Below are 15,740 nucleotides of genomic sequence, written 5' to 3' on the forward strand. Positions count from 1 at the left end.
CGCCGTACCGGCCCGGCGCACGCCGGTACGGTGAGCTCCGGAGGGTTGCTCGTCTCGGCACACCGCCGCCGGCACCGGAATGCCCGCGTGAACCCGGGACCTCCCGCGCCCGCCGCCCGGGGCCCCGAAGCCCGCACCACCGAGAGGAACGAGCACCCCCGTGGGATCCAGCTTCTACATCAGCCCCGACCGTGCTCAGGCCGGACCATGGGCCTTCACCGGCGAGCAGGTGGAGGACTGCGTCCTACGGCACTGGCCGCACGCCGCGGTGAGCCGCGCGTTCGAGAACTTCCTGGAGATCGACGCGGAGATCCAACCCGGCCGCCGGACGGAGCTGTCGTTCAACCTGCGGCACGGCGCGTTCTCCTTCGAGGACCGGGGGCCTCTCTCCGGGCCCCTGACCGTCATCCACACGGTGCTGCACACCCTCGCGCTCCAGGTCCCCGTCGTCCGGTGGATCGACTACGACACGGATCTCCGGCCCCTCGACCCGGCCGGAAGCCTCGAAGCGTTCATCGACAGCTTCCCGGCCCAGCCGTAGGAGGCCGGTCAGGTGGCCGTGCGGGTCGCACAGCCACCTGACCGATGAGCTCCTCGCGCGGCGGGTGCGTCCGGCAGAACGAGCACGGCGAGGCGGACATCGGGCGCGGCGTCGGGGGCGGGCCGCCGCTTCAGCCGCCGCCCGTCGTGCTCACAGCTGCTGCCCGGTGCGGGGGTCGTAGCGGACCGCGACGGCCGCGACCTGGTCGGTGGGCATGACCTCGATCCACTGGTCGAAGATCTGGTACGGGTCGTCCGGCTGGCGGAACCCGCCCTCCAGCGGGTCGAACCCCGTCTCGAAGACCTTCTCCGAGGCCAGCGTGTTGTCCAGCGCGGTATTGGCAGTCTGGAGCTTGGTCGCGAGGAGCTGCAGGACGTCGCCGTACGTCTTGTTCTGGTACTCCTGCGGGTCGCCGGGCTGGACGGGGTAGGGCAGGCCGAGTCCCGCCACGCCCTCGACGCCCAGGAGCCAGGCGAGCGCGGCGACCTCCTGTCCGGGTCTGACGGGCATGACGGCCTTGGCCCAGGCGGCGTTGAGGAACTCGTTGCGGCGCTCGTCGCCGTCGATCTGGATCAGCCAGCCCAGCGAGCTGCCGAGCGGCGCCGGCTGGGTCTCCTCGGTGATGAGGTAGTCGACCCGCCATTCGGGGGCGGGCGCGCCCGCCGCGCCCGAGGTGCGGTACTCGTCCGCGCGGGAGTACCAGCCGGCCACCGTCTGCCCGGCGAGCGGCAGTTCGACGGTGCCATCGGGGAGGGGCGGCTGCTTCTCGGGCGGCACCGGGTAGCGGCCGGCGCTGTTCCGGTCGGGGGCGGGCGGGGCCACCGGGCCGGGCCGCCAGAAGTCCGGGGCGACGAAGTAGAGCATCTCCTCGACGTCGAAGAGCTGGTTGATCTGCTCCGACTCCGCGAACGGGGGGTGGTCCGGTTCCTGGGGGTAGTGACCGCTGTTCTCCAGGCGCCGCAGGATGTCGCGGAACACCACGCGCCGTTCCTCACTGCGCAGCACCTCCGAGCGGCGCGGGGTCAACGCGCTGACCAGGCGCAGCCGTTCGCGCACCGCCTTGCCGTAGGCCTCGTGCTCCAGCCGGTCGACCGCCGCCTGGTATTCGGCCTGCGCGGCGTCCCGCCGCTTCTGGAGGTCGGCCTTGGCGGCGTCGGTGGGCGTGTAGGTCAGTACGGCGTCGAACGGCATGGACTTGCGGCCCTGCCAGTTGGCGTAGATCAGGCGGATCTTGAGCGTGTTCTTCACCGGATCGGGGTCGGGTACCAGGTCGGGCGCGTCGAACGGGGCGAAGTCGGCCTGGGCACCGTGGCGGTCGATCGAGGCGACCCCGGTCAGGCGGTAGCCGGGTGGGGCGGGCGGGAGCGGGAATTCGAAGCAGAACTGGACGATGTCGTCGTGTCCGGTGGTGCTGCTGTTGATGCCGCGGCAGGCGTTGCCGCCCTCCGGCAGGTAGGTCAGTTTGGCGTCGTCGTCCGGGCCCTGGTCGTGCAGGAACGGCACCTCGAAGTGGAAGGGCACCTGTTTGTCGTCGAGGTCGGGGATGTCCGCGGGCTTGGGGATCGCCGTGAGGTCGGGCGCGTCGACGACGTGGACCATGTCGCCGAGGCCCAGGTCCCGGCCCGGGTCGGGGAGGTAGACCTGCCAGCACAGCCGGGTGCCGATGTGCTGCAGTTGCACGCCGACCTTGCGCATCTTGCGCCGGAACTCGTAGTTGACCAGGTCGGTGGTGCTGGCGTTCTGCAGCACGTAGCGGCGGCTGGAGGTGTCGGTGGTCTCGGTCACCGTCTTGAAGGTCGTCTTGAAGTTGCGCCTGATCTCCGTGTTGACCTTGGAGGTCTGCGTACGGGTGTGCTTGTGGGTCTCCTCCGCCCCCCGCTTGACGGTGTTCTGGGTGGCGAAGCTGGCGCTGACGTCGGCGTGGTAGATCTTGGCGTTCACTCCGCCGGTGGCGCTCACGCCGAGCTTGGTGTCGGTGGAGTTGTCCTCCTTGACGGCGTCGGCCACGTCGTCCTGGTCGGTCTGGCTCTCCTCGGTCTTGCGGGTGGTCTCCTCCTCCACCGTGGTCGTCTTCTCGACCAGGGTGCGCAGGGTGCTGGTCTCGACGACCTCGACGGTTCCGCCCGGGCTCACCCAGATGTGTCCGGACGGCGCGCCGAGGAAGGTGTCGAACTCGAAGAAGTACTGGCGGAAGAGGTTCACCAGCCCGACGGGCGTGAGCGGGGCCGTGCCGGAGGCCGACGCGGCGGCGAGGCCGGTGACGTAGTCGGGCGGGGAGCCGGCGGCTGCCGAGTCGGGGGCGGCGGAGGTGCGGTAGTACTCGGCCAGCGCGGCCAGGGCCGGGTCGCGCAGCACCCGGGCGTTGTCGCCGCGGAAGCTTTCGGAGGCGAGTGCCGCGAACCGGGATTCGGGGTGCACGGCGGCAGCCGCGGTGCCGGCCTGCGAGCCGAGCCATCCGAGCAACGGCTGGTAGACGCCGAAGACCTCGGTGGCGTACGGGAGGGCCCCTTCGAAGTCGGTGACCGGACGCCCGGTGAACGTCGGCACGCCGGGGGCGGGCAGGACCATGGTCTGCCCGTCGGCGGCCGCGCCGCTGCCGGCGACGGTGAACACGACCGCGCTCCACGGCGCGCCGCTCGGGGACTTGAACAGGCGCACCGACGCGGTGGCGGTGCGGGCCGGTGCGACGAAGGTGATCGTCACCGTGGTCGGCGAGGTCGCGGTGCGCCCGGCGAAGTTGAGCCCGGTGACCGGGTCGCGCCACAGGAACGTACCGTCCAGCGCGGTGACGTCGGGGTAGGCGCTGGGGTCCTGCACACTGACGTCGTCCGGCAGGGCGAGGGCCATCCGCTGGCCGGTGGGGATGTCGGCGCCCGTGCCGTCCACGCGGTACGACCAGAGCTTGAAGGCGGTTCCGGAGCCCGCCGTGGGGATGGGGGCCGTGCCGAGGAAGGTGACGGCGAATGCCATGGCGGACTCCTGGAAGGCGGGGAGGGTCCCCTTGGTGTCCCACCGCGGTCCGGCTCCCTCACCACGGCCGCGGACGTGCCGCCCGAAGGATGCACACGTTCGTTCGAACGATGCACGTCCTGTGGCGCCCGCCCCGGCACGGGGCTCTCCATGTCACCGGCGGGCTCAGTTCCGTACGGGCCTCGGCTGGACCACCGGCCCCGCCGCCTTGAAGCCGCGCTGCTCGCCGAACCACTCGGGCGTGGCGTTGGACAGGGCGTGGGACAGCAGGGAGCGCAGGAACCAGCCGTGGCCGTGGCCGTTGTCCCGGGCGCTCTGGTCCCAACCGGCCGGGTTGTCCAGCGCGGGCTCCAGCCAGTGCCGGAAGAAGGAGGGCGGCAGGTGGACCACCCCCACGCTGCGGTCGTGGTTGTAGGCCTCGACCCCGGTGCCCCTGGGGTGCGCGCCCGCTGTCCTGCGCAGGGCGGCCTTCGCGGACGGGCCGCCCTCCCACTCCACGGTGTCCAGGTTGACGGTGGTGGGGCTCTGCAGCCCCAGGCCGCTGCCGAGCATCGCCCGCTGGTGGTCGTCGTAGGAGGTGTAGACGAAGACGCGGGCGTCGCGGTTGACCCGGCCCTTCCAGAACGACGCCCTCTCCAGCAGTGCCTGGAAGCGCTCCAGACGGGCCTTGGGGTCCCCCACGACGAGGTTCGGGTCGAAGAGGTTGATCTGGGACAGGTGGCGGCGGAAGAACGGCGTGTCCGTCACCGTCTTGATCAGCTTCTCGACGCGGTCGCCGCTGTGGCTGTAGCCGGAGAGCATCACCTGCCCGAACTCGGGGAAGCCGTCCTGGACGGGACGGCCCGTGATCTTCCCGGTGGCGAAGAGGAGCACCTCCTGGACCGCCCGGGTCAGGCCCTGCTCCGTCAGCAGGTCGTCGAAGTTGCCTCCTGCGACGGATGCCACGGGGACGACGTAGAGAACGTTCGGCTCGAAGCGGTCCGAGGCCAGCAGGTGCTGGGCGACCGCCCGGAAGTCCGTGCACAGGTAGCGCTCGCCGAGTTTGACGTAGGGCTGCTGTCCCTTGAGTCCGCCGGTGACGCAGCCGCGGTCCTTCCCGTCGATGCCGCAGGCGCCCGTCCAGTAGGTGGTGTCGGCGTAGCAGTCCCGGTCGGTCGGGGGGTGGAAGAGGAAGTGGACGTTGACGTTCTGGGTGGCCCCGGCCTTCAGGTGCAGCGCCGCGGTCCTGGACACCCACATCAGGAACAGCTGCGTGGCCTGGTCCCGCTCCGCGACGAGGACGGTCCCGTGCTCGTCCGCCAGGCCGCCGGCGACGTCCGCGTACTGGACCATCCGGACGTTGAGGCCGTCCGGTCGGGCGGCGTCCAGGACTCGGCGCCCCGGCACGTCGATCCCGCGGTCGCGGTGGAGCACCAGCGGGAGCAGCAGATCGGTGTCCGCGGTGCCGTCGCTCTGGAGGAGTTTGAGGCCGGGGTCCTGGAGCGACTGGAACCGGCTGAATACGTCGGTCATCATGGGTCGGCACCTCGTTCGCCGCACGGCCTGGGACTCCCCGGGACTTCCCGGTGCTCCCCGGCACTCCTCGGAGCGGCCATCCTCGTGCACCGCGCCGCCGCCTCCCGCCGCGACGGGCCGGACGCGGGCGCCCTCGGCCGGCCCACCACCCGAACGGAGCGCACGGCCGCCCTGCCCTGGCCGGATCCCGATGGTCCCGCTCCGGCTTCTCCCCCGCCGGGGCACGGGCACGACGAGCGGAGCGGGCGGGGCAGACGGCGTGAAGGCGGGGTGAAGGATCCGTCGGCAGTCGCCGGGGGCGCGGAGCTGCCCTCTTCACGGGGGCGGGGACGAACCGCTCCCCCCGTCGCACCGCATCGCGGGCGGCGCGTCGGCCGGGCCCGGCGAGGTTTCAGGGGCGTGCGCATGGGGGCGAACCGGGCACCGCGGCGCCCCGGCGGGGTGCGGCCGGCGCCGCGGGCCGCAGCGGATTACCGGCCAATGTGACCGGAGCGACCTCTCGGCGGAGCAGGCGTCGACCTAGACTCGGCAGAACGGTGGCGCCCGGCCGGTATCGATCCGGTCCGAGCCGCGCGCCCACGGGGGACCAGGCGCATCCGCACCATCCCGCTTGAGCACGCGTGTGCACTCGAGCACGCATGTGGCACCTCTGCGCGGCCCTGTCGCACTGGCGCGGCACCGTCGCGCTGCCGGAGGACGGCGACTCCCGGGGATCGTGTTCCTGCCAAGGGTCGTCGTCAGGCATCCGGCCCACGTTTCGGCACGGACCCGGTCCGGCGATCCACCGGGCCGACCCCTTCGACACTCTTCGGGAGACCTCCATGTCCGACCCCCTGCAGGACGTCCTCGCGCTCGACGACCTCGACCTCGACCTGGGCGAACTGACCGTCACCGCGCTGCGTGACAGCATCGCGCTGCCGGAGGGCGGCGCGTCCACCAACTCCACCTCCTGCAACTCCTCCTCCAACTCCAGCATCGTGCACCCGACGACGACGTGGTTCTGACGCTCCGCGCTGCCGAGCGTCCTGAGCGGCGCAGGGCCCTGCCGAGCCCTGCCGAGCTGAGCAAGCCCTACTGAACGGCGCCGAAACACCACGGAACCCGGCGCGTTCCGCTGCGAACCCGCCGGGTTCCTCCGCCGTCCCGCCCGCCCTTCGGAGGTCGCCCGCCGTGCCCGACCCTGCCCCGTCCCGGGTCCCCTCCCCGGCCGCGCCGGTACCGGTGCCCGCGCCGCCCGTCCGCGCCTCCACCTCCGCGTCCACGTTCGGCACCTGGGCCGGTGGCTCGCCCGCCACCCGCACGGCGCCCTGCTGGAGGAGGCCCTGCCCCTCGTCGGCGGGCAGTCGGAACCGACGCGGACGGTCGAACTCGTCCTGGAGACCTACCGCCCGGCCCGGCCCCACCGCGCCCCGCCCCGCTGCCCGCACCTCCGCCCGACCCCTGTCCGCGCCGCCGGTGCCGCCGGTGCCGCACCGAGGAGTCGCCCGATGAGCGAGCCGACGACTGGGTTGACGGGTGAGCCGGCGAGCGGCCCGGCCGGCCGTCCCGCGCCCGGGACCGCCCTCGATGTGATCCTCTACCACTACCAGCCCGTCAAGGCGCCCGCCCTGCGCGAGGCCGTCCTGCCGCTCGCGCGCCGGGCGACGGAGCAGGGGCTGCGCGCCCACGTCGAACGGCACTGGCGGTTCGGGCCGCACCTGCGGCTGCGACTGGAGGGGCCGGCCGAGCGGGTGGCCACCGTGGCGGAGGAGTCCGCCCGGGAGCTGCGGACGTGGGCGGCCGCGCACCCGTCCGTCGCCGACCGCACGCGGGAACAGCTGCTCGCCGAGGCCGCTGTCGCCGGGCGGGCCGAGCTGATCGCCCCGCCGTACGGCCCGCTGGTGCCGGACAACACCGTCCGGGTGGCGCCCGTCGACCCGGCCGCGACGGCCGACCTGCACGCGCTGCTCGGGGCCGAACCCGCGGCGCTCCGCGACGAGTTGATGCGCGCCGGGCTGCCCGCGATCACCTCGGCCTGCGCGTTTCTCGGGGAGCACGGCGACACCGCGCAGGCCCGGGTGCGGCTGGTGCTCACGGCGCTGGCGGCGCACGCGAGCACGCATCCGGACGGGCTGGTCGGCGGGCACTACTCCTTCCTCTCCCACCTGGAGGACTTCCTCGTCCACGAGGACCCGGACGGCCGGGTACGAGCGGCCTTCGACCAGCGCTGGGAACGCGGCGGCCCCACCACCACGGAGCTGGTCCGCCGGGTGGCGGCCGGGGACACCCGGGGCTGGGAGCAGGACTGGGCGCGCTGGTCGGCCACGGCCTGGGTCCGGGCCGAGCGGCTGCTGGCGGCCGGGGCCGACCTCTCCGGCCGCGGCGAGGAGTACCGGGCCCGCGCGACCGCCCTCGGCGACCCGGCCACCGCCGAACGGTGGGACTTCGAACTGCGCACCCGCTACAGCGAGTTCCACCGGATGCTGACCCGCAGCGACCCCGACGGCACGCTGTTCGACCGCACCCACTACCTGATCTACCGGACCGGCACCAACGCCCTGTACCGGCTCTTCGCGATCTGCGACGTCCGGCCAGTGGAGCGCTACCTGGCCGCCCACCTCCTCGTGCGCAGCGTCCCCGAACTCACCGGACACCGGTGGCAGGACTACATCGCCGGGGTGATCGCCATGGTCGAGGGGCCGGTGTGACGGCCCTTCCACCTCGCAGTCACCGCCCGCGCCCCGCCGGCGCGCCACCGCGGCGACCACCGCCTCCGCACTCAGCGGTGGTCGACGATGATGAAGATGCCCCAGCCGATCGCGGCGAGGACCACCGCGAAGCACACCACGGCAACGGTCCAGCCGAGCGCCCCGGCGGCGCGGCGGGAGACCCCGGCCCCGTCGATCCCGACCGGCGGGTAGAGGGCGCGCACACCGACGGCGAACAGTGCGGGCAGACCGGCGCCGGCGAGGAATCCGACGACGACGATCTTCCAGAGCGCGTCCAGATCGATCCAGGAGTTCACGGGGCCACCTCGTCGGCGGGCACGGGCTCCGGGTCGGGGATGACCGACCCGGTCCACGCGGCGTTGACGTTCTCCGGGGTGACCGCCGGGTGGCGGGACGCGACGAAGAAGGCGATCGAGGCCAGCACCAGAACGGCGAAGATGGTCACGACGCCCCCGGTGCCGCCGATCCCGTCGGCGACCCAGTAGGCGAGCGCCCCGACCAATGCCGCCGCCGGGAGGGTGAGCACCCAGGCCACCACCATGCGGCGGGCGATGTTCCACCGTACGACGGCGCCCTTCTTGCCGACCCCCGATCCGAGGATCGACCCGGTGGCGACGTGGGTGGTGGAGAGCGAGTAGCCGAAGTCCGTGGAGGAGAGGATGACCGCGGCCGAGGCCGACTCGCTGGCCATCCCCTGCGGCGGTTCGATCTCCACCAGGCCCTTGCCCAGTGCCCTGATGACCCGCCAGCCGCCGATGTAGGTGCCCAGCGCAATGGCCGTGGCGCAGGAGGCGATCACCCAGTCCGGCGCCTTCGCCCCGGCGCTCAGGGTGCCGCTGGCGATCAGGGCCAGTGTGATGACGCCCATGGTCTTCTGGGCGTCGTTGGTGCCGTGGGCGAGCGAGACCATGCAGGCCGACCCGACCTGGCCGCTCCGGAAGCCCTGGGTGCGGGGGCCCTCGGAGACGTCGCGGGTGACGCGGTAGACGAGGTAGGTGCCGAGCGCGGCGACCGAGCCCGCGATGAACGGCGACAGGGCGGCCGGAACGATCACCTTGGCGACGAGGCCCTGCCACTTGACGGCGGAGGCCCCGGCGGCCGCCATGGTCGCCCCGACCACGCCGCCGATCAGCGCGTGCGAGGAACTCGACGGGATCCCGACGTACCAGGTCGTGAGGTTCCACAGGATGCTGCCCGTCAGGCCCGCCATGACCACGGTCAGCGTCACGTCCTGGCTCTGCACCAGACCGCTGGCGATCGTCGCGGCGACCGCGGTCGACAGGAACGCGCCCACCAGGTTCAGCACCGCCGAGACGCCGACCGCGACACGCGGCGGGAGGGCGCCGGTGACGATCGAGGTCGCCATGGCGTTGCCGGTGTCGTGAAACCCGTTGGTGAAGTCGAAACCGAGCGCGGTGACCACCACCAGCGCCAGAACCACGTCATTGCCGGTCACACGTCCGAACCTAACCCGCCGACCGCCGCCGCCCCCGTCCCCCGCCACCCGTACGGGGCCGGGCGGTGGAGGACACCATCCGATCGGACCAGCACGCCGTGGAGTCCGGAGCGGAGCGCCCAGGACAGAACCACTACTCGGTCAATAATTGGGTGTCGCCGACCACTTTGGGACTGGTAGCGTCCCGGACGTGGCAAAGCTGAACCAGATCATCGCCGTTGAAAAGGGCGTCAAGTCCAAGTCCTTCCAGGAGCTGACGCAGGCCCACCAGGACCTCCAGAAGCCCGCACTGCTGGCCGGGATCTCCCGCGTCTACCAGCCCAAGGACGAGGAGGGCGAGCAGCTGCCGCCGGAGTCGACCCGTGTGCAGCTGAAGGCCGAGGACATCCTGCGGTCCACCGCGCAGACCCTCACCCGGCTCTTCGACGTGACGGCCACCAAGGACTGGGCCAACATCGGGGCCAGTGCCGATGTGATGGTCGACGGCCAGGTGCTCCTCCCCCGGGTGCCGGTGCCGTACCTGCTCTTCCTGGAGAAGCAGCTCACCGACCTGTTCACCTTCGTGAAGAAGCTCCCGGTGCTGGACGCCTCCGAGTCCTGGAACCTCGACCCGTCCACCGACGCCTGGAAGACCGAGCCGGTGCGCACCATCCGGACCAAGAAGGTGCCGCGCAACCACGTCAAGGCCGAGGCCACCGAGAAGCATCCGGCCCAGGTCGAGGTCTACTACGAGGACATCGCGGTCGGCTACTGGACCACGGTCAAGTTCTCCGGCGCGCTGCCGGCCCGGCGGGTCAACGAGCTCGCCGAGCGGGTGGAGAAGCTCCAGCAGGCGGTCAAGTTCGCCCGCGAGGAGGCCAACGCGGTCGAGGTCACCGACCAGCGGGTCGGCGACGCCGTCTTCGGCTACCTCTTCCGGTAGCCCCATGATCGCCCGCCCGGGGAGCCGGGCGGGTGCACCGAGCGCGAACACTCTGTCCGGGAGACCGGGCGGGTGCGCTGCACGGTGCGAAAAGCTGACACTGACGTTGAAGCTGACCAGGGGTCCCAGTGGAGGTTCGAGTCCTCCCCCCGGCGCCACCGGCCGGGGTAGCCCAAGCAGGCAGAGGCAGACCCCGTGAATCTCAGACTCTCGCTCCAGTCTCAGCATTCGCCGCCGAACACCGGATCGACCGGGTGCGGACGAATATCGACGAATGCAGGTTCAAGTCCTGTCTGTGCCGCTCCGTGGCACGGTAGTTCAAAGGTAGAACGCGTCGATTTCAACCTGATCCGCGACCCTTAAACGTGCCGGTGTGCGCAATTGGGCGGCAAACAGGGGCCCGGGAGCTGGCTACGCTCCCGGGTCCTCTCGCGTTCCCGGGGCGCCGCCCCGGCAGGACCACCACTACGGCCGGCACACTCCGGCCCGCCGGCGGCGGCGGAGGAGGGCCGCGCGGAGGGCCAGGCGGAGGCGGCCGGTGGTCGGGCGGCCGGCGAGGACGGCCTCGAAGCGGCGGTGATCGCGGACCGCACGGAGCACCGCGATGTCGTGGGTACCGGGGGCCGGCGGGGCCGGCTCGGCGTGCTGGGCGGCCCGGTAGCTGTCGAAGAGGTGCTGCTGCAGTGCGTTCATGCGTCCACCGTGCACCCCGGCGGCCCCACAAGTCCCGTCGATTGACGGCCCCCGTCAAATGACGGGAGGGCTCCCCCCGCCCGACCCGGCGCCGCGGCGGCCAGGCACCATGGAGGGGTGAGCGTGACCATTGACATCACCGGGCTGCCGCACGAGCGGATCACCTTCTGCCCCTCGCCCCTGGCCGAACTGAGCAACGCGCTGCACGCGCTGGCCGAGCCCGCTCACCACTCCCGGCTGCACGCGTGGACGACGACGACCTCCGCCGCACTCAAGCCGGAACTGGCCGACCGGCTGCTCGAAGCCGACTTCATGTGGCGGTCGACGCGCTCCGACTTCCTGATGCCGGCCCGTCCCCGGGAGACCCTCACCGAGGAACTGGACGACCTCGACCGCATGGACGACGAGAAGTTCGTCGGCGCGGCCCTGGAGATCTCGTGCAGCATCAGCCACTACCCCAAGGGCCTGCCGTCGCCCCTGGTCGACGCGTGGTCGCGGCGCCGCGCGCTCGACCTGGCGGCGGCGCGCGGCCCGCGCCAGGCGGCCTTCGTCGAGCGGATGCTCGCCGAACCCACCGCCACGCGCGCATGGATCCGGCGCCTCCTGGAGGACTGCGACCAGGCGTTCTTCGCCGACACCTGGCGCCGGGTCCGCGTCCAGCTCGCCGCCGACGCCCAGCACAAGACCGAGCTGCTGCGCCGCAAGGGCCTGGCGGAGGCGCTCACCGCCGCGTCACCGGCGCTGAGCCTGGAGGAGGACGAGCACGGCAGCCGCATCGTCGTCGACAAGCTCGTCCACGGCCGCACCGAGGCCCGCGGCGCCTCCCTCACCCTGATACCGACCGTCTTCGGCTGGCCGCACCTCTTCACCCTGTACGGGCCGGGCTGGCAGCCCGTGATCCAGTACCCGGCGGCCGCCCACGAGGTCGGCGGCGCCGAGCCGGTGGAGACGGTCAAGCTGCGCCTGGACGCGCTGACCCACCCCCTGCGGATGAGCCTGTGCCGCAACCTCGCGCGCGGCGCGTACTCGACCAGCGAGCTGGCCGACGCCTACGGCATCACCGCCCCGGAGGTCTCCCGTCATCTCACCGTGCTGAAGAAGGCCGGGCTGGTCATCACCCAGCGCCGGGGGCGCTACGTCCTCCACCAGCTCGACATCTCGGTCGTGGCCCGGCTCGGCAGCGACTTCCTGGAGTCCGTGCTGCGGTGAGGACGGCCGGGCGACCGGACAGCCGGACGCCGGGCGGGGCGGGGGCGGGGCGCCGCGACGGGCGGATCGGCCCGGCACCCCCGCACCGCCACCATCCGCCCCCGCCCGTCCGCCCGCGCGTCAGGCCCAGGGCTCCCCCGGACGGGGTCCACCGCCGAGGACGAGCAGCGCCTCCCCTGTGGGCAGGTCGCCCGGCCGCCGTGCCGACCTGCCGTAGGCACTCGCCGCGTTGCCGAGCGCAAGGAGGGCCTCCGCACTCGGCAGCGCGGCCCGGTCGGGACGGAGACGGTCGGCCGCCAGCCGGGAGAGCCGGGCGATCGTCTCGCACGCGCGGACCGACACGTTGCGGAGGAACTCCGCGACGCGCCGGTCGTCGAGGAGACGGCCCGCGGACTCGCCGGCCCGTTCGGCGAGCGTGTCCCAGACCCAGGAGACGGCGTCACGCACGGTGCGAAGCTGCTGCCACTCGGGGACGGCGCGAAGGGCGAGGGCGTGCCGGTCGACGGCGCGAAGGGCGGCGTTCACCGCCATCGCCGCGCTCCTCGTACCCACGTGCCCCGTCCCGTCGGCGGCCGGCGCTTCCGATGCGTCGGGGAGCGCGGCGACGTGCTGCCAGTGGACCTGGAGCGCCTCCACATCGGCCTCGAGAACCGCTCGCAGATCCCCGGCGGTGCTCCGCCCCTCGGGCACGGCCTCCTTCCAGGCCTCCGCCACCTCGTACAGCTGCGCTCTGAGGTCCGGCAGGTCGGCGCTTTCCGGGGCCTGCCGGTCCTCCGTCCGCGCCAGGGGCAACTCGGTTCCCCACAGGGGGAGTTCATCCCCGGCGGGCGTTTCGTCGACGGCTTCGACCGAGCCCTGGTCCGCACGGGCGACCGACTCGCCGCGACCCGCTCCAGGACCGGCGGCGACGGTGTTCTCCGGTGAATTCACTGAGTGCATTCTCCAACTTCCGGACGACGAAGGATCATGGCTGCCTCTCTGCCCTCGCACAGGAAGGAGTGTTCGACACGAGCAGCACTCCCGAGGCGCTGAACTCACCTGGTGTAACAGCTCTGTTGAGGGTTGTCGACCGATGCGACCGACGTGCCTGCGACTCCCGGTCCAAACCGCCCGCGGGGGTGTGATTCCGGCGTTTCCAGCCAGGCGGTTGCCGCCGGGCCGCTTTACCGACCATATGCCCGGGTGGATCCCGTGACCGTGGGTGATGACCCTACTCGGCTCAGCGGGGATTGCCGGGCACCACCGGGCCCGGAAGGCTGGGGGGGGCGGCGCGCAGGCGCTGCACGGCGGCGGTCTGCTGGACAGCAGAGGCCCGATCCACCGTGCGGGCCCTCGACCCCGGAGGCACGACCGTGCCGACCGACCACTCACGCACCACCGCCCAGCAGCTGATGCACACCGCCTCGGGGCACACCGTGGCGGTGTCCCGCTTCACCCCGGGGGTCCTGCCGGACACCGGCCGTGTCGCGCTCGACACCGCCTGCGAACCGCAGGACCGCCCGGCCCGCGCGGGCTGAGCAGGCCGGTCGAGTTCGCGACGTTCCGCGAACCGTGGCAGCCCGAGATCATGCGGCAGGTGGGCGACTACGTCCTGTCGGGCCGCTCGCCGCCGTCCCTCCTCCGCCGGGGCTCCCGGAGTGCGGTCATCGGTCGGTTCCGTTTCATGGCGTGGCGTCGGCCAGGACGCCGGTGGTGTGCAGTTCGGCGCGAGCGTAGGCGATGGCCTCGGGGGTGTGGCCGAAGACCCGCCCCGCGGTGTTCAGGCCGTCCAGGACGCCGAGGGCGTCCAGAGTGTGCCGATGGCCCTCCTTCACGCCGGAAACCAGAACGAGGATGCCACGGCGCTCCAGCTTGCCTATCGCATCACCCAGCACCAAGGCACCGGTGGAGTCGATGGCGGTGACCTGGGACAGGCGCAGGATGACGGCCTTGACATCGGTGGTCTCGGCGAGTTGGAGCAGGAAGCGGTGGGCGGCGGCGAAGAACACCGGGCCGTCTATCCGGTACGCGGCTATGTGCTCGGCGAGCAGTGCCTGCTCCTCCGCGTGGTGGTCGGCGGGCGGCAGACCGTCGTGCAGCGGCACCTGCTGGAGCCTCGCGGAGCGGGCGACCTGACGCAGGGCCAGGATCCCGGCCACGGCCAGGCCGACGACGACGGCGGTGACCAGGTCGAAGGCGAGGGTGGCGGCGGCGGTGAGGACCAGGACGGCGGCCTCGCCGCGGCCGCTGCGGGCGAGCGCCCGCAGCGAGGCGACCTCGACCATCCGCACCGCCGTGGCGATCAGGACACCGGCGAGGGCGGCCAACGGGATGTCCTCCACGAGGGGTGCGGCGGCGAAGACGACCACGGCGAGCACGACGGCGTGGACCAGGGCGGCGAGCCGGGAAGCCGCGCCGGAGCGGACGTTGACAGCGGTGCGGGCGATCGCGCCGGTGGCGGCGACACCACCGAACAGCGGAGCGACCAGATTCGCCACTCCCTGGCCGAACAACTCCCGGTCGCTGTCGTGGCGTTCGCGGACACTCATCGCGTCGGCGGCGGTCGCCGACATCAGCGACTCCAGCGCCGCCAGGGCGGCGACCGCGAGGGCGGCGGTCAGCAGGTGCGGAACGGTACCAAGGTCGAGGAAGCCCAGGGACGGCAGCGGCAGCCCGGCCGGGAGGTGGCCGATGGTCGCCACGTCCAGATGGACGGAGCGGGCCGCCAGGGTCGCGGCGGCGACGGCGATCAGCGAGAACGGGATGCCGGGGCGCACCCGGGCTCCGACCAGCATCACGGCGGCGACGCCGAGCGCCAGCGCGAGCGCCGCCGGGTGCGGGTGGCGGACAAAGTCGGCGACGGCCCGGGCCGCGACCACCACGATGTTCTCCGCGTCGCTCTTCTCCACGCCGAGGGCGGCGGGCACTTGCTGGAGACCGATCACTCCGGCAATGCCGAGGGTGAAGCCCTCCACCACCGGGGCGGGGACGTAGGCCATGAAGCGGCCCGCCCCACCGATGGCAAGGACGATCAGCAGCAGACCTGCGATCAGGCCGACGGTCAGCACGCCGGAAGTGCCGTACTGGTGGACGATCGGGACCAGGACGACGGTCATGGCCCCGGTGGGTCCGCTCACCTGGAGGTTGGAGCCGCCGAATATCGCGGCCAGCGCCCCGGCGACCACTGCGGTGGCCAACCCGGCCTCGGCACCGGCGCCGGAGGCGACGCCGAAGCCGAGCGCGAGCGGCAGGGCCACGATCGCCACGGTCAGGCCGGCCAGAAGATCCTTGCGGGGCGAGCGGCCCATGGTGGCGAGGGTCGCGCGGTCCGGCAGGACGGCCCGGACGCGATCAGCGGCCCGGCCTGTCAGGGTGCTCTGCGTGGCACTCACGCGGTCTTCTCCTGAGTGCCCCGCACCGCGGCCTCACGCAACTCGGCGAGCAGCGTCTCCTGGTCGGTGATCATCTCGGTGAGGATGCGGCGCGCGGCGCGCAGCAGTTCGGCGACGTCCGGGGTGCTCAATGCGTAGACCACCGTGTTGCCCTCGCGGCTGGCCGTGACCAGGTTGCTGCGGCGCAGAACACCGAGCTGCTGGGAGAGGCTGGACGGCTCGATCTCGATCGCGGCGAGCAGCTCGCGCACCGGGAGCGGCCCGTCCTGGAGCAGTTCCAGCACGCGGATGCGCGCCGGGTGGCCGAGCGTGCGGAAGAACTCCGCCTTGGCCTGGTAGAGCGGGACGACCATGT

General features: G+C 72.5%; 14 protein-coding genes. 6 read left to right on the forward strand and 8 right to left on the reverse strand.

The features are described from left to right. The first annotated feature begins 160 nt into the window (after positions 1-160). Complete coding sequence (locus ACFVVA_RS00470; RefSeq protein ID WP_387684226.1) at positions 161-541, forward strand: hypothetical protein; 381 nt, start codon at positions 161-163, stop codon at positions 539-541. A 150-nt stretch (positions 542-691) separates the two neighbouring features. Here the strand turns inward: ACFVVA_RS00470 and ACFVVA_RS00475 are convergent, their stop codons facing one another. Beyond that, complete coding sequence (locus ACFVVA_RS00475) at positions 692-3,511, reverse strand: hypothetical protein (protein WP_387684227.1); 2,820 nt, start codon at positions 3,509-3,511, stop codon at positions 692-694. Positions 3,512-3,676: 165 nt separating this feature from the next. Next, positions 3,677-5,026, reverse strand: coding sequence for a hypothetical protein (locus ACFVVA_RS00480; RefSeq protein WP_387684229.1), 1,350 nt, complete (start codon positions 5,024-5,026; stop codon positions 3,677-3,679). A gap of 821 nt (positions 5,027-5,847) precedes the next feature. Here ACFVVA_RS00480 and ACFVVA_RS00485 point away from each other — a divergent pair. After that, positions 5,848-6,030, forward strand: coding sequence for a thiazolylpeptide-type bacteriocin (locus ACFVVA_RS00485; RefSeq protein ID WP_387684231.1), 183 nt, complete (start codon positions 5,848-5,850; stop codon positions 6,028-6,030). Between the two features lie 483 nt (positions 6,031-6,513). Further along, positions 6,514-7,713: a lantibiotic dehydratase C-terminal domain-containing protein gene (locus ACFVVA_RS00490; RefSeq protein WP_387684233.1), complete on the forward strand. Its 1,200-nt coding sequence runs from the start codon at positions 6,514-6,516 to the stop codon at positions 7,711-7,713. Positions 7,714-7,784: 71 nt separating this feature from the next. Here ACFVVA_RS00490 and ACFVVA_RS00495 read toward each other — a convergent pair whose 3' ends face one another. Next, positions 7,785-8,030: a hypothetical protein gene (locus tag ACFVVA_RS00495; RefSeq protein WP_387684235.1), complete on the reverse strand. Its 246-nt coding sequence runs from the start codon at positions 8,028-8,030 to the stop codon at positions 7,785-7,787. Next, entirely contained in the window at positions 8,027-9,190 is a 1,164-nt protein-coding gene (locus tag ACFVVA_RS00500) for an anion permease (protein WP_387684237.1), read from the reverse strand. The genes ACFVVA_RS00495 and ACFVVA_RS00500 overlap by 4 nt, the downstream gene beginning before the upstream one ends. A gap of 190 nt (positions 9,191-9,380) precedes the next feature. On the opposite strand from ACFVVA_RS00500, the gene ACFVVA_RS00505 reads away from it, so the two are divergent. Beyond that, the gene (locus ACFVVA_RS00505) at positions 9,381-10,112 is read left to right on the forward strand and encodes a hypothetical protein (RefSeq protein WP_387684239.1); all 732 of its coding nucleotides are present in this window, start codon (positions 9,381-9,383) and stop codon (positions 10,110-10,112) included. A gap of 465 nt (positions 10,113-10,577) precedes the next feature. On the opposite strand, the gene ACFVVA_RS00510 is transcribed toward ACFVVA_RS00505, so the two are convergent. After that, positions 10,578-10,805 (reverse strand): hypothetical protein, encoded by a 228-nt coding sequence (locus tag ACFVVA_RS00510; RefSeq protein ID WP_387684241.1) that lies wholly within the window; start codon positions 10,803-10,805, stop codon positions 10,578-10,580. A 117-nt stretch (positions 10,806-10,922) separates the two neighbouring features. Between ACFVVA_RS00510 and ACFVVA_RS00515 the strand changes: the two genes are divergently transcribed. Then, the gene (locus ACFVVA_RS00515; protein ID WP_387684242.1) at positions 10,923-12,014 is read left to right on the forward strand and encodes a DUF5937 family protein; all 1,092 of its coding nucleotides are present in this window, start codon (positions 10,923-10,925) and stop codon (positions 12,012-12,014) included. Positions 12,015-12,134: 120 nt separating this feature from the next. On the opposite strand, the gene ACFVVA_RS00520 is transcribed toward ACFVVA_RS00515, so the two are convergent. Next, positions 12,135-12,944 carry a hypothetical protein gene (locus ACFVVA_RS00520; RefSeq protein ID WP_387684244.1) on the reverse strand — a complete coding sequence of 270 codons (810 nt, stop codon included), beginning with the start codon at positions 12,942-12,944 and terminating at the stop codon, positions 12,135-12,137. A 422-nt stretch (positions 12,945-13,366) separates the two neighbouring features. On the opposite strand from ACFVVA_RS00520, the gene ACFVVA_RS00525 reads away from it, so the two are divergent. Further along, positions 13,367-13,531 (forward strand): hypothetical protein, encoded by a 165-nt coding sequence (locus ACFVVA_RS00525; RefSeq protein WP_387684246.1) that lies wholly within the window; start codon positions 13,367-13,369, stop codon positions 13,529-13,531. A gap of 144 nt (positions 13,532-13,675) precedes the next feature. On the opposite strand, the gene ACFVVA_RS00530 is transcribed toward ACFVVA_RS00525, so the two are convergent. Together ACFVVA_RS00530 and ACFVVA_RS00535 are read right to left on the reverse strand one after the other, a co-directional pair. Continuing rightward, a complete protein-coding gene (locus ACFVVA_RS00530) occupies positions 13,676-15,301 on the reverse strand; it encodes a SulP family inorganic anion transporter (RefSeq protein WP_387684783.1) in 1,626 nt (541 codons plus the stop codon). A gap of 80 nt (positions 15,302-15,381) precedes the next feature. Continuing rightward, positions 15,382-15,738, reverse strand: a complete 357-nt coding sequence (locus tag ACFVVA_RS00535) for an ArsR/SmtB family transcription factor (RefSeq protein WP_387684248.1) — start codon at positions 15,736-15,738, stop codon at positions 15,382-15,384. Positions 15,739-15,740 lie beyond the last annotated feature (2 nt).

The sequence above is a fragment of the Kitasatospora sp. NPDC058048 genome (genome assembly GCF_042885555.1).
Lineage (GTDB): Bacteria > Actinomycetota > Actinomycetes > Streptomycetales > Streptomycetaceae > Kitasatospora > Kitasatospora lactacystinica.

Coding starts and splice junctions, on each gene's coding strand:
- ACFVVA_RS00475 (WP_387684227.1), bottom strand. CDS start 3,511: ATGGCATTCGCCGTCACCTTCCTCGGCACGGCCCCCATCCCCACGGCG.
- ACFVVA_RS00480 (WP_387684229.1), bottom strand. CDS start 5,026: ATGATGACCGACGTATTCAGCCGGTTCCAGTCGCTCCAGGACCCCGGC.
- ACFVVA_RS00485 (WP_387684231.1), top strand. CDS start 5,848: ATGTCCGACCCCCTGCAGGACGTCCTCGCGCTCGACGACCTCGACCTC.
- ACFVVA_RS00490 (WP_387684233.1), top strand. CDS start 6,514: ATGAGCGAGCCGACGACTGGGTTGACGGGTGAGCCGGCGAGCGGCCCG.
- ACFVVA_RS00510 (WP_387684241.1), bottom strand. CDS start 10,805: ATGAACGCACTGCAGCAGCACCTCTTCGACAGCTACCGGGCCGCCCAG.
- ACFVVA_RS00530 (WP_387684783.1), bottom strand. CDS start 15,301: ATGGGCCGCTCGCCCCGCAAGGATCTTCTGGCCGGCCTGACCGTGGCG.
- ACFVVA_RS00535 (WP_387684248.1), bottom strand. CDS start 15,738: ATGGTCGTCCCGCTCTACCAGGCCAAGGCGGAGTTCTTCCGCACGCTC.